This is a genomic window from Achromobacter sp. 18P8.1.1, assembly GCF_057799415.1.
Window position 1 is genome coordinate 58910 of record NZ_JBYOKH010000034.1, and the last position, 12311, is coordinate 71220.

The following is a 12311-nucleotide window of genomic DNA, read 5'->3' on the forward strand; positions in this document are numbered from 1 at the left end:
GCCTGGCAACACCCAAAAGCGCGTCGCACAGACTCTTAGTTGTAACCGGTCGCCCTGACCCCGGCAATAGGGCGATGCGATAATGAGCGCCATGGAATTCGCCCCTCGTATCGTCGCCTGGCAGCGCCAGCATGGCCGCCATGATCTGCCCTGGCAAAACACGCGTGACCCGTATCGGATCTGGCTGTCCGAGATCATGTTGCAGCAGACGCAAGTGGCCACCGTGATCCCCTATTACGACCGCTTCCTGCAACGCTTCCCGGACGTAGCCGCGCTGGCCGCCGCCGCGCAGGAAGACGTGATGCCATACTGGGCCGGACTGGGCTACTACGCACGCGCCCGCAACCTGCACCGGTGCGCGCAGGAGATCGCGCGCGACTGGAACGGCCGCTTCCCGCCCACCGCGGAAACCATCGCAACCCTGCCCGGCATCGGCCGATCCACGGCGGCGGCGATTGCGGCGTTCGCCTACGGCGAGCGTTCGCCCATCCTGGACGGCAACGTCAAGCGCGTGTTCACGCGCCACTTCGGCATTGCCGGCGATCCCGCCAAGCGGGAAATCGAAACGCGGCTATGGGCGCTGGCCGACGCCCAGGTCGAGGCCGCCCCCGGCCTGGACATGGCCGCCTACACGCAAGGGTTGATGGATCTGGGCGCCACGCTGTGCACGCGCGGCAAGCCCGCTTGCGACAAATGCCCGGTGGCCGACAGCTGCGTCGCCCGCCGCGAGGGCCGCCAGGCCGAACTGCCCACCCCCAAAGTGCGCCGCGCGATACCGGAACGCGAGACCTGTATGTTGGTGCTGCAACACCAAGGGGCTTTCCTGTTGCAGCAACGGCCCGAACCCGGCATCTGGGGCGGCCTGTGGAGCCTGCCCGAATTCGACGTGGCGGGCGACCCCGACGCCGCATCGCGCGCGCTGGGCCTGGAGCCCGAACAACGCTTTGAACTGGCCGCCTTCGCCCACACCTTCACGCACTACCGCCTGCACATCCGGCCATGGCTGGTGCCCGTGCGCGCAGCTAGCCTGCGCGAATCGGCGCTGCCGGAACGCTGGGTCCATGCGGATAAGCTGGCATCCATGGCGCTGCCCGCGCCGGTCAAGAAGCTGCTGCAGGGGCTGGTGGACGCGGGGATGCAGGACAGCTTGTTCCGCGACTAGGCCTCGGCCTGCGCCGCCCCGCTCAGCAGCATCACCAGCTTCAGGTCCGGATGGGTCGCCAGCCGGAACGTGATCTGCTGGAAGGCCAGCTTGCCGTCCCGGGGGTGCTGGAATTCACGCAAGCCCCCCTCGCGCTCCACCACGGCGTGGCGCGTCCACCAATGGGCGAACACGGGGCTCTGGCGGCTTAATGTGTCCAGCAGGCCCAGCACCGCCGGTTCGTCCAGGTGCGCGCCGGCGTCCGCGCGAAACTCCGCCACGACGCGGCGGGCGCGCTGGTCCCAATCCACCACCAGTTCGCGCGCGGCCGGGTCCATGAAGATGTAGCGCAGCAGGTTCGGTTCGGGGTCGCGCGTGGGCCAGTCGTCGAACAGGTCGCGCAACGGCTCGTTGTAGGCCAGCACGTTCCAGGCGCGGTCCAGCACGTAGGCGGGCGCGTCGATCGCGTTCACGCATTCCTGCAGCGGACCGGGCGCGGCGCCCGCGTCGTCGCGCGCGTGTTGCGGGTCGGCGCAGTCGGCCAGATCGAACAGGTAGGCCCGCTCGGCGCGGGCCAGCTGCAGCACGCCGGCGATGCGTGACCAGACCGAGGGCGACACCGAAACTTCCCGCCCCTGCTCGATCCAGGTGTACCAGGTGACGCTGATGCCGCACAGTTGGGCGACTTCTTCGCGCCGCAGCCCCGGCGTGCGGCGGCGCATGCCTTCGGGCAGCCCGGCCATCTGGGGGGTGATGCGGGAACGGGCGCTGCGGACGAATTCGCCCAGCGCCTGTCGGCGCAAGGGGGAACCGTCCTGATTGGCGGCGCCGGCAAGGGGGGAAGTAGTCATACCAGGATAAGCAATGGGCTTGTACGTGTATACGGGCCCGCCTATCTTAGCGCCTGCACCCGTTGTTCCGCACCCAGCCCCTTGAGGATATCCATGACCGCCAGTACCCACGACGCCGCCGTCGACCGCCAATTCAGCCCCCGCGCCACCGCCTACCTGACCAGCGCCGTCCACGCCCAGGGCGAAGACCTGCAGCAAATGGCCGGCATTGCGCGCCAGCACTCCGATGCGCGCGTGCTGGACCTGGGCTGTGGCGGCGGCCACGTGAGCTTTCACGTCGCGCCCGAAGTCCGCCACGTCACCGCCTACGACCTGTCGCAGCAGATGCTGGACGTGGTGTCGGCCGAAGCCGCCAAGCGCGGCCTGGGCAACCTCGTCACCTGTCAGGGCAAGGCCGAATACTTGCCGTTCGCCGACGGCGAATTCGACCTGGTGATGTCGCGCTATTCCACCCACCACTGGCAGGACGCCGGACGCGGCCTGCGCGAAGCCTTCCGCGTGCTCAAGCCCGGCGGCATCGCCGTGTTCGCCGACGTGGTCTCGCCCGGCGAGCCGCTGCTGGATACCTGGCTGCAAACCATCGAAGTACTGCGCGACACCTCGCACGTGCGCGACTACTCGGTGGCGGAATGGACGCGCATGCTGACCGAAGCCGGCTTCACCCTGCAAGGGCTGTCGCCGCGCCGCCTGCCGCTGGAATTCCAGACCTGGGTTACGCGCATGCGCACGCCGGACACGCTGGTGGCGGCGCTGCGCCACATGTTCGGCATTGCGCCGGACGTGGTGCGCGCGCACTTCGACGTGCAGGAAGACGGCTCCTTTACCAGCGACACGGCCACGATCGTGGTGAAGAAGCCGGGCTGATCCGATCCCGGATCAGCGGGGTGCGGAGGGCGCCAGCGCGGCCAGCGCGCCGACCACGCCCTGGCTGCGCAAGGACTGCGCCGCCTGCGCCACGGCCCGCACGAAACGCGGGTCCTGGCCCAGATCCCCGAACACAGTCGCCAGGCTCGTCAACGACCCGGCCCAGGCCAGCATCGCCGCCGGCCCCTCGCCGGATCGTTGCGCCGCCTGTTCTGCCAACGCGTACTGCTGCGCCAGGCGATCGGCCATGGGGTCCTGGATCTCGTAGCGGCGTCCGGCCTGATCCACGCCCCGCAAGAAGTGCAGCCACCCCGCCACGGCCAGCGCCAGGCCGGGTATGGGCAGATCCTCTGCCAGCCGCGCGCGCACGGTGTCCAAGAGGCGCTGCGGCAGCTTCTGCGAGCCGTCCATCGCAATCTGCCGGGTCTGGTGCTTGAGCGCCGGGTTCTGGTAGCGCTGCAGCAAGCGGGCTTGATACTGCGCCAGGTCCAGGCCCGGCAACGCCGGCAGGGTCGGCACGATCTCGTCGCCTATCAGCGCGGCCAGGTAGGCTTTCAAGGCAGGCTGGGCCATCGCCTGGTCCACCGTCTCCCAGCCGGCCATCACCGACAGATAGGCCAGCGCCGAGTGCGCGCCGTTGACCGTGCGCAGCTTCAGCGTTTCGAAGGGCGCGGCCTCGGCCACGAAGCGCGCGCCGCCCGCCGTCCAGTCCGGCCTGCCGGCGGCAAAGCGGTCTTCCACCACCCATTCCAGATACGGCTCGGCCAGCACCGGCCAGGCATCGTGCAGGCCCAACGCATCGGCGACCGCGCGACGGTCGTCGTCCGTCGTGCGGGGCACGATGCGGTCCACCATCGAACACGGAAACGCGCAGGACGACGCGATCCATGCCGCCAAGGCGCGATCGACCTGCTCGGCAAACGCCAGCACCATGCCACGCAGCAGATGGCCGTTGCTGGGCAGGTTGTCCAGCGACATCAGCGTGATGGGTCCAAGCCCCGCCGCGCGCCGCTGTTGCAAGCCCCACGCCAGAAAGCCGATCGTGCTGCGCGGGGCCAGCGGCTGCCCCAGGTCGTGCACGATGTCGGGATGGTCCAGGTTCAGCCGACCACTGGCCGGATCATGGCAATAACCCTTTTCGGTGACGGTGACGCTGACGATGCGCGTGTCCGCATGCGCGATGCGCGCCAGCACCGCCTGCGGATCTTCCGGCGCGACCAGGGTTTCCAGCAGGCAGCCGATGACCGCGACCTGCTGGCGCGGCTGGCCCGCTGCATCGGCGCTGCGCAGGGCCAAGGCGTACAGCCCGTCTTGCGGCGCCAGCGCATCACGCGTATCGGCCTGGCGCAGCGAGACGCCGCAAATGCCCCAGCCGCGATCCGCGCCGGCATGCAGCGCCGCTTCGTTGACCGCCGCCAGATGCGCGCGCGCGAACGCGCCCAGCCCCAAGTGCACGATGCCCACGCGCAGGGCGGCCCGGTCATAACCGGGGCGCGCCACCGTGTCCGGCAGCGCGGACAAGCCCGCGGGCGACAGGCGCGCCGCGCCGGCGGCTACCAGTTCCATAGCGTCCCGTCCTGCTGCAAGCGGTTCACTGGCAGGTAGGCGCGCTTGTACGGATACTTGGCGGCCAGCTTCTCGTCGATGTCGACGCCATGGCCCGGCACGTCGCCGGGATACAGCATGCCCTGGTCGAACGTATAGGCGTGCGGGAAAACGGCATCCGTCTCGTCCGTGTGGCGCATGTATTCCTGGATGCCGAAATTGGGCACCCACAGGTCGAAATGCAGCGCCGCACCCATGCAGACGGGCGACAAGTCGGTGGCGCCGTGGCAGCCGGTGCGCACCTGATACAGCGACGCCAGGTCCGCGATGCGGCGCAGGTGCGTGATGCCGCCCGCGTGCACCACGGTGGTCCGGATGTAGTCGATCAGCTGGTTCTGCACCAGGTCCTTGCAGTCCCAGATGGAATTGAAGATTTCGCCCACGGCCAGCGGCGTGGTGGTGTGCTGGCGGATCAGGCGGAACGCCTCCTGGTTTTCGGCCGGCGTCGCGTCCTCCATCCAGAACAGGTTGTAAGGCTCCAGCGACTTTCCCAGGCGCCCGGCCTCGATGGGCGTCAGGCGGTGGTGCACGTCGTGCAGCAGGTGGTGGTCGAAGCCCAGCTTTTCGCGGATGCGTTCGAACAGCTGCGGCGTGTGGCGCAGATACTTCTCGGTGGACCAGTCGTGCTCGCTGGGCAGGTCGGCATCGGCGGGTTCGTAGAACAGATTCCCGCGGCCCACGCCGTAGACCTTGTCCAGGCCCGGCACGCCGCTTTGCGCGCGAATGGCGCGGTAGCCCATGTCGGCGTAGCGCAGCACTTCGTCCACCGTGTGCTCGATGTCCGACCCGTTGGCGTGCCCGTAGACCATCACGCCGCTGCGGCTCTTGCCGCCCAGCAGCTGATACAGCGGCAGGCCGGCCGCCTTGGCCTTCAAGTCCCACAGCGCGGTGTCCACGGCGGCGATGGCGGTCATGGTGACCGGCCCCCGGCGCCAGTACGCGCCCTTGTAGAGGTACTGCCAGATGTCTTCGATCTGGTGCGCGTCCCGCCCGATCAGGCAGGGGATGACGTGTTCGGTCAGGTAGGCCGACACGGCCAGCTCGCGCCCGTTCAGGGTGGCGTCGCCGATGCCGGTCAGCCCCTGGTCGGTTTCGATTTTCAGGGTCACGAAATTGCGGCCCGGCGAACAAACGATCACGCGTGCGTTCGTAATTTTCATTTTAGGTTTCCGTAAAGACAGGAAAAGGTCTTAGGCCATGTTGATGCCAAAAGGAGCCCCGTTCAGGCCCTAGCCTTCCCAGCCCAGATGGCTGAGGAAATCGCGGGTGCGGGCGACTTGCGGGTTGTCGAAAATCTGCGTGGGCGGGCCTTGCTCAAGAATGGCGCCGTTCTCAAACACCACCACCCAATTGGCCACGCGCCGCGCAAAGCTCATCTCGTGGGTCACGACGATCATCGTCATGCCTTCCTGCGCCAGCTTCTTCATCACGTTCAGCACTTCGCCCACTGTTTCCGGGTCCAGCGCCGACGTAGGTTCATCGAACAGCATCACTTCGGGTTCCATCGCCAGCGCGCGGGCGATCGCCACGCGCTGCTGCTGGCCGCCGGACAGGTTGGCGGGGAAGTTGCCCGCCTTGGCGGCCAGGCCCACCTTTTCCAGCAGCGCCATGGCGCGGGCGCGCGCCGCCTCCGGCGCCATGCCCAGCACCGTGATCGGCCCCATCGCCACGTTGTCCAGCGCGGACTTGTGCGGGAACAGCTCAAAGCTCTGGAACACCATGCCCATGCGCTGGCGCACGCGGCGTACCTCGGATTCGGATTCCGGCAACGCCACGCCATCCAGCAACACGCGCCCGCCATCCAGTTTTTCCAGCGCGTTGGTGCAACGCAAAAGCGTGGACTTGCCGGAACCGGACGGGCCGATCAGGCACATCACCTCGCCCTTGTTCACTTGCAGCGACACGTCGGCCAACGCCACGAAATCGCCGTAGACCTTGCGCACGTGTTCATAGACCAGCACGGGCGGCTGGTCCGCGCCCTTGCGCGCGGCCGACGCCGTGCGCGCCGTGGCGGGCTCTTGCTCCAGGATCATGTCGTTCATTCCTTGACTCCGTATTTGCGATGGATCCAGTCGACCAGCTTGGCCTGGGGATAACCCATCAGCCAATAGATCACCGCCATCGCGGTCAGCATTTCCAGCACGCGGAAGCTCTGCGCGCGCACCTGCATCGAGGCGTAGGCCAATTCGCTTACCGCGATCACCGACACCAGCGACGTATCCTTGAACAGCGAGATCCAGGTGCTGGCCAGCACCGGCAGGATGCGGCGCCCGGCCTGCGGGATCAGCACCTTGAACATGGCCTGCCGGCGCGACATGCCCATCGCCAGCGCGGCTTCCATCTGCCCCTTTCGGATCGAATTGATGCCGGCGCGGAACGTTTCCGAGTTGTAGGCCGACACGTTCAGCACCAACGCCACCAGCGCCGTGGTCACCGCCGAGAACTGCACGTCCAGCGCCATGGGCATCACGTAGAACGCCCAATAGATCACCAGGATCAGCGGCAGGTTGCGGAAGAACTCCACGATGGCGACGGCCACGCCGTTGGCCAGCCGGTTCGACGACAGGCGCATCAGCGCCAGCACCATGCCGCCGGGCACGGCAAGCGCCATCGTCACCACCGTCAGCATGATGGTCATCGCGGCGCCTTGCAGCAGCGCGTCGCGCGAATCCCAGATGATTCCCCAGTCCAAGTTCATGAGCGCCCCAGGTGTGCGTAGCGTTGGTACAGCCGGTCCACGCCGCGGGTGACCGGGAACAGGATCACGAAGTACGCCACGATGACGGCGGTGAAGACTTCGATGGGCCGGTAGCTCTGGCCCGCGATGGTCTCCGCCTTGTGCATCAGTTCAGGCACCGCGATGACGGTGGCGATGGCCGTGTCCTTGATGGCCACCGTCAGCACGGAGCCGAAGGCCGGCAGCATGCGGATGGTGGCTTGGGGCAGGATGATCTTGCGCAGCGCCTGGGCGCGCGACATGCCCAGCGCCAGGCCCGCGCGCATCTGCCCCGGCCGCACCGATTCGATGCCGGCGCGGATCACCTCGGCCGAGTAGGCCGCGATGTGCAGGGTCAGCGCCACCAGCGCCGCCCAGAAAGGCGCGAAGTTCACGCCGGCCAGCAGCGGGAAAGCGAAGTAGATCCAGACCAGCACCACCAGCACGGGGATGGCGCGCATGCTGTCGATGTAGAACACCAGCAGCCCGCGCAGCCAGCGGGGCCCATACAGGCGCAGCAGCGCGATCACGAGGCCCAGCAGGATGCTGGACACCGCCGTGACCGCACTGAGCGCCACGGTGACGCCGACGCCGCCGGCGAAGAATCGCCAGTTCTCGACAAGCGGGGAAAAATCGAAATCCATGAAGTCTCCGGGGGACTAAGGGCGCGTCAGAACGTCACCATCACTTTCATGGCCTGGTGGCGGTCGGCAGCCAGCGCGAACGCGTCGTGCACGCGGGCGACCGGCACCGCGGCCGTCAGCAGCGGCGATACGTCGAGCACGCCGCGGCTCAGGTAGTCGACGGCCCAGGCGTATTCGTCGACGAAGCGGAAACTGCCGATGACCGACAGGCTCTTGACCATGATCTGGTTGAAAGGGCATTGCTCGCTGCTGCCACTGAGCGTGCCCACCGTCACGATGACGCCGCGCGGCCGCGTCGCGCGGATGCAATTGGCCAGCCCGCCGTAGTTGCCGGAGGCCTCGAAGCACACGTCGACCGAGCCCTTGCCCGCAGCCAGTTCCTCGATGGCGCCGGGATCGCGGGCGGCATTGATGGTGCGGGTGGCGCCCACGCGGCTGCAGGTGGCCAACGTCTCGTCGACGATGTCCACCACGATCGCCTGGCTGGCGCCGGCCAGCCGCGCCGCCATCAGGATCAGCGCGCCGATCGGCCCGGCGCCCACCACCATCACCGTCTTGCCCAGGAGGCTGCCAGCGCTTTGCACTGCATGCAGCGCCACGGCCAGCGGCTCGCCGAACGCCGCCAGCTCGAACGACAGGCTGTCCGGCACCGGCAGGCACTGCTTTTCCTGCACCACCACCTGTTCGCGCATCGCCCCCTGCATGTGCGGATAGCGGCTGGCGCTGCCGAAGAAGAACACGGCCTCGCAATGGTTGGAGTCGCCCTGGCGGCAATAGCGGCACACCCCGCAGGTGCGCGCCGGATCCAGCGCCACGCGGTCGCCCGGCTTGACGGCGGAGACCGCGGCGCCCACTTCCAGCACCTGCCCCGACGCCTCGTGTCCCGGCGTCAGCGGTTCGCGGATGACGAAGTCGCCCACTTTGCCGTGGCGGTAATAGTGCAGATCGGACCCGCAGATGCCCACGGCCTTGACACCCACCCGCACTTGCGTGGGGCCCAGCGCCTCGGGCTGCTGTTCGTCCAGGCGCAGGTCCTGGGCGCCATGAATTGCGCAGTTCAACATGGTGGCCGCCTTATTTCAGGGTTTGGGTCATGCGGAGCTCTTCAGCCGCCAGTTCCGGATGCATGCGCGCTTCCACCTTGCGCAGCCAGTCCAGATAGACGGCCTGATCCTTGGCGACACCCATGCCCGCGTCGATCGCGAAGATCTTGCTGTCCTGACAATCGTTCTCTTTGGGGAACACGGCCAGGCCCTTGACCTTCTTGCTGATGTTGGGCCACAGCATGCGGTTCAGCGGCGCCACGTCCGAACGGCCAGCCAGCACTTCCTCGATGGGCGCGACCGAGCCCGAGTTCGTCACGCCGCGCAGCTTGGCGTTGGGAAAGTTCTGCAGCACCAGCGGCTCTTCGCCCGCGCCGGAGAAGTAGGCCATCGTGATGCCGGGCTGGTTGAAGTCCTCGACCTTGGTGGCGTTCGTGAATTTCGGGTTCGACGCCAGCCCGAACATGCAGACGCTGGTGTTGGAAAAAGTCACGAAATCGATGATCTTGGCGCGCTCGGCGTTCTGGTTCAGCGGACCGATCATGATGTCCATCTGGTTGGCGATCAGCGCGGGCACCTTGGTTTCGTGGCTGACCTGCACGGGCACGATCTTCACCTCCAGCAGGCGCGCGAACTCCTTGCCCAGCAGCCACGACGACCCCATCCACGGTTCACCCGACCCGGTGGTGTTCTGCACCAGCCAGGGCGGGTTGTTGACCACGCCGACCCGCAGCACGCCCGCCTTGCGGATGGCGTCGATGCGGGGGCTTTCGCCAGGCGCGGGCGGCGTCTGGGCCTGCGCCGTGGCCGCGCCCGCCAACAGCGCGGCGGACAGGAACAGGCGGGCGGCGGGAAGGCGCGAGGAAAATCGGGGTTGCATGCAAAGTCTCCTAGAGGGAACCCGGCCGTCTGCCGCCGATGGCGGCACGCCCGGTACCGGCGTGTTCAAGCACCGGCGGTATCGCCAGATCCGCACGCGCCAGGCGCGTGCCGGTTGAAAAGGGGAATGGCCGGACGGCCTACTGGGTCTGTTCGATGATGCGCATTTCGTCAGCGTCCAACGCGGGCTTCATCGTTGCCGCCACCTGCCGCAGCCAGGCCAGGTAGTCGGGTTGGTTCTTGTCGATGGCCAGGCCAACGGGCGAGGCCTTTTCCGTGCTTTGCTGGCAATTGGCTTCGGCGGGAAACACCACCAGGCCGCGCACCTTGTGGTTCAAACCCACCCATGGCACGCGGTTGATCGGCGCCGCGTCGGCGCGCTTGGCCATGATTTCTTCGATGGGCGCAGTGGCGCCGGAGTTGGCGGCGGCGCGCAACCGCGCCTTGGGAAAGCGCTCTTTCACCCAGGCCTCTTCGGCGCCGCCGGTGAAGTAGGCGATGGTGATGTCCGGCTGGTTCAGGTCTTCGACGGTCTTGACGCGGGCCAGCTTGTCGTTGCCCGCGCGGCCGAACATGCAGACGCTGGTGGCCGAATACAGCACGAAGTCCACCACCTTCAGGCGTTCGGCGGTCTCGGCCAGCGGGCTGATCGTCATGTCGACTTGATTGGCGGCCAGCACGGGCACCTTGGTCTCGTGCGACACAGGCACGGCCGTCAATCTGACGCCAAGCTGCCTGGCGTATTCCTTGGCCAGCAGCCAGGCGGGGCCGCTCCACGCTTCGCCGCTTTTTCCGGACAGGTCCTGGATCAGCCAGGGCGCGTTCTGCAATACGCCCACGCGAAGCTCGCCCGCCTTGCGGATGGCGTCGATGCGCGGGCTCTGCCCCGGCGCCGGAAGGCCGGCCGCCGTGGCGCCGCCTTGGGCGGATACCGGCAAGGACATCGCCAGCACCGCAGCCGCGGCCCACCGGGCCAACACGCGGCTCCCCTTGTTCTGTTGCTGCATTGCTTGTCTCCTGAACTTGAAAAGCCCGGATCCGGGGCGCGGTATCTTCCGCGCTCTGCCGAGGGGCCGCCTGCCGTACTGCCCTGCGTTACCGCGTCACCGCCACCCCTGCGCGAATTCGCCGATCACGCGTTCGAGGTGAGCGCGCATCGCCTGCCGCGCAGCCTGCGCGTCGCCCGCCACCAGCGCGCTGAAAATGCGCTGATGGTCTTCCTGCGAGGCCTGGCGCAGATCCTGCGTATGGAAATGCTGTTCGATCTTTTCCCAGATCGGCCCCTGGGCCTGATCCCACATCGACGTCACCGTGGCCAACAACACGCTGTTGCCGGTGGACTGCGCGATGTACAGATGGAAGCGGCGGTCGGCCTCTTCGTTGGCGGCCTTGTCCATCATCTGCTCGCGCATCGTCGTCAGCGCTTCGAAGATGCGGTCCAGGTCCGCGTCGTTGCGGGTCGTGGCTGCCAACGCGGCGATTTCGGATTCGATCAGGCAACGCGCGCGCAGCAGCTCGAACGGTCCCGCGCCGGCTTCCTGGGCGGCCGGCAAGCGGGCGATGCCGGGCTTGGGCTCACAGACGTAGATGCCCGACCCGCCGCGCACTTCCACGACCCCCTGCAGCTCCAGCGCGATGATGGCTTCACGCAGCGCGGTGCGGCTGACGTCGAAGCGCTCGGCCAGCGCACGTTCGGCCGGCAAGCGCTTGCCGACGGCGAATTCGCCTTGCGCCACCAGGGCCTGGATCTGGGCGGCCAGCCGCACATAGGCGCGGTCCGCCACCGGCTTGCTGGCCGGTTCTTCGGGTTTGGGGATCAGTTGCAGTGTCATGGATCTTAAAAGTGGTTAGACCAAATCATAAGTGGTTTACCAATTTCCACCATAATGGTTTACCACTATCGAAGTGGTAAACCATCGTTGCATAAGGTGGGGCCAAGGCGACGGCCGGGCTCGACAGCGGCGGCAGGAACCCTGTATAGATGGCGGTCCAACAGCATTCATCCGTACAGGTGAGAAAGCGCCATGCCAGAGACGTCCCAACAGACATTGTCCGCCAAGCCCCAGCCGCGCCCCGCGGGCGACGACGCCCTGACGGCACTGACCGTCGTCGAAGCCGCCGCCCAGATCCGCGACGGCCGCCTCACCAGCGTGGCGCTGACCCAAGCCTGCCTGGAGCGCATTGACGCCCATGGCGTGCTCAACGCCTTCATCACGGTGGACCGCGACGGCGCGCTGGCGCAGGCCCGCGCCTACGACGCCGGGCAACGCCCAGGCGGTCAGGCCGGGCAACGCCCAGGCGGTCAGGCCGGGCCGCTTGGCGGCGTGCCCATCGCCATCAAAGACAACATCCACGTGGCCGGCCTGCCCAACACCGCCGGCACCCCGGCCTTGAAGCACTTCCGCCCCGCCGAGGACGCGCCCGTGGTGCAGCGCCTGCGCGCCGCCGGCGCCGTCATCGTGGGCAAGACCCACATGCACGAACTGGCCTTCGGCGTCTCGGGCTACAACACCGCCTTTCCCGGTGCGCATGGCCACGGCACGCGCAACGCGTACGACAGCACCCGCA

13 protein-coding genes are annotated in these 12311 nt (G+C 67.5%); 3 read left to right on the forward strand and 10 right to left on the reverse strand.

What is annotated here, in order from left to right; genetic code table 11:
• Positions 1-82 precede the first annotated feature (82 nt).
• Positions 83-1162 (forward strand): A/G-specific adenine glycosylase, encoded by a 1080-nt coding sequence (gene mutY, locus AC27VE_RS20520; RefSeq protein WP_488704831.1) that lies wholly within the window; start codon positions 83-85, stop codon positions 1160-1162.
• Here the strand turns inward: mutY and AC27VE_RS20525 are convergent.
• Positions 1159-1992 carry a helix-turn-helix transcriptional regulator gene (locus AC27VE_RS20525; protein ID WP_088590974.1) on the reverse strand — a complete coding sequence of 278 codons (834 nt, stop codon included), beginning with the start codon at positions 1990-1992 and terminating at the stop codon, positions 1159-1161. The genes mutY and AC27VE_RS20525 overlap by 4 nt on opposite strands.
• Before the next feature lie 93 nt (positions 1993-2085).
• Here AC27VE_RS20525 and AC27VE_RS20530 point away from each other — a divergent pair, with 93 nt between their 5' ends.
• Entirely contained in the window at positions 2086-2856 is a 771-nt protein-coding gene (locus tag AC27VE_RS20530; RefSeq protein ID WP_488704832.1) for a class I SAM-dependent methyltransferase, read from the forward strand.
• A 12-nt stretch (positions 2857-2868) separates the two neighbouring features.
• Here the strand turns inward: AC27VE_RS20530 and AC27VE_RS20535 are convergent, their stop codons facing one another.
• The 9 genes from AC27VE_RS20535 to AC27VE_RS20575 form a co-directional block, all read right to left on the reverse strand.
• Positions 2869-4422, reverse strand: coding sequence for a mannitol dehydrogenase family protein (locus tag AC27VE_RS20535; protein ID WP_488704833.1), 1554 nt, complete (start codon positions 4420-4422; stop codon positions 2869-2871).
• A complete protein-coding gene (manD, locus tag AC27VE_RS20540; RefSeq protein WP_006227995.1) occupies positions 4410-5621 on the reverse strand; it encodes a D-mannonate dehydratase ManD in 1212 nt (403 codons plus the stop codon). Before manD ends, AC27VE_RS20535 begins: the two co-directional genes overlap by 13 nt.
• Positions 5622-5690: 69 nt before the next feature.
• Complete coding sequence (locus AC27VE_RS20545; RefSeq protein ID WP_315139672.1) at positions 5691-6503, reverse strand: amino acid ABC transporter ATP-binding protein; 813 nt, start codon at positions 6501-6503, stop codon at positions 5691-5693.
• Entirely contained in the window at positions 6500-7159 is a 660-nt protein-coding gene (locus tag AC27VE_RS20550) for an amino acid ABC transporter permease (protein ID WP_006227993.1), read from the reverse strand. Before AC27VE_RS20550 ends, AC27VE_RS20545 begins: the two co-directional genes overlap by 4 nt.
• A complete protein-coding gene (locus tag AC27VE_RS20555) occupies positions 7156-7821 on the reverse strand; it encodes an amino acid ABC transporter permease (RefSeq protein WP_488704834.1) in 666 nt (221 codons plus the stop codon). Before AC27VE_RS20555 ends, AC27VE_RS20550 begins: the two co-directional genes overlap by 4 nt.
• 26 nt (positions 7822-7847) lie before the next feature.
• Positions 7848-8885, reverse strand: a complete 1038-nt coding sequence (locus AC27VE_RS20560; protein ID WP_488704835.1) for an L-idonate 5-dehydrogenase — start codon at positions 8883-8885, stop codon at positions 7848-7850.
• Between the two features lie 10 nt (positions 8886-8895).
• Entirely contained in the window at positions 8896-9744 is an 849-nt protein-coding gene (locus AC27VE_RS20565) for a transporter substrate-binding domain-containing protein (protein ID WP_006227990.1), read from the reverse strand.
• Between the two features lie 139 nt (positions 9745-9883).
• Positions 9884-10750, reverse strand: a complete 867-nt coding sequence (locus AC27VE_RS20570; RefSeq protein ID WP_488704836.1) for a substrate-binding periplasmic protein — start codon at positions 10748-10750, stop codon at positions 9884-9886.
• Positions 10751-10846: 96 nt separating this feature from the next.
• On the reverse strand, positions 10847-11575 hold the full coding sequence (locus AC27VE_RS20575; protein WP_183016604.1) for a FadR/GntR family transcriptional regulator: 729 nt from the start codon (positions 11573-11575) through the stop codon (positions 10847-10849).
• A gap of 192 nt (positions 11576-11767) precedes the next feature.
• On the opposite strand from AC27VE_RS20575, the gene AC27VE_RS20580 reads away from it, so the two are divergent.
• A partial coding sequence (locus tag AC27VE_RS20580; RefSeq protein WP_488704837.1) for an amidase family protein occupies positions 11768-12311 on the forward strand: 544 nt, incomplete at its 3' end.

Coding starts and splice junctions, on each gene's coding strand:
- mutY (WP_488704831.1), top strand. CDS start 83: ATGAGCGCCATGGAATTCGCCCCTCGTATCGTCGCCTGGCAGCGCCAG.
- AC27VE_RS20525 (WP_088590974.1), bottom strand. CDS start 1,992: ATGACTACTTCCCCCCTTGCCGGCGCCGCCAATCAGGACGGTTCCCCC.
- AC27VE_RS20530 (WP_488704832.1), top strand. CDS start 2,086: ATGACCGCCAGTACCCACGACGCCGCCGTCGACCGCCAATTCAGCCCC.
- AC27VE_RS20535 (WP_488704833.1), bottom strand. CDS start 4,422: ATGGAACTGGTAGCCGCCGGCGCGGCGCGCCTGTCGCCCGCGGGCTTG.
- manD (WP_006227995.1), bottom strand. CDS start 5,621: ATGAAAATTACGAACGCACGCGTGATCGTTTGTTCGCCGGGCCGCAAT.
- AC27VE_RS20545 (WP_315139672.1), bottom strand. CDS start 6,503: ATGAACGACATGATCCTGGAGCAAGAGCCCGCCACGGCGCGCACGGCG.
- AC27VE_RS20550 (WP_006227993.1), bottom strand. CDS start 7,159: ATGAACTTGGACTGGGGAATCATCTGGGATTCGCGCGACGCGCTGCTG.
- AC27VE_RS20555 (WP_488704834.1), bottom strand. CDS start 7,821: ATGGATTTCGATTTTTCCCCGCTTGTCGAGAACTGGCGATTCTTCGCC.
- AC27VE_RS20560 (WP_488704835.1), bottom strand. CDS start 8,885: ATGTTGAACTGCGCAATTCATGGCGCCCAGGACCTGCGCCTGGACGAA.
- AC27VE_RS20565 (WP_006227990.1), bottom strand. CDS start 9,744: ATGCAACCCCGATTTTCCTCGCGCCTTCCCGCCGCCCGCCTGTTCCTG.
- AC27VE_RS20570 (WP_488704836.1), bottom strand. CDS start 10,750: ATGCAGCAACAGAACAAGGGGAGCCGCGTGTTGGCCCGGTGGGCCGCG.
- AC27VE_RS20575 (WP_183016604.1), bottom strand. CDS start 11,575: ATGACACTGCAACTGATCCCCAAACCCGAAGAACCGGCCAGCAAGCCG.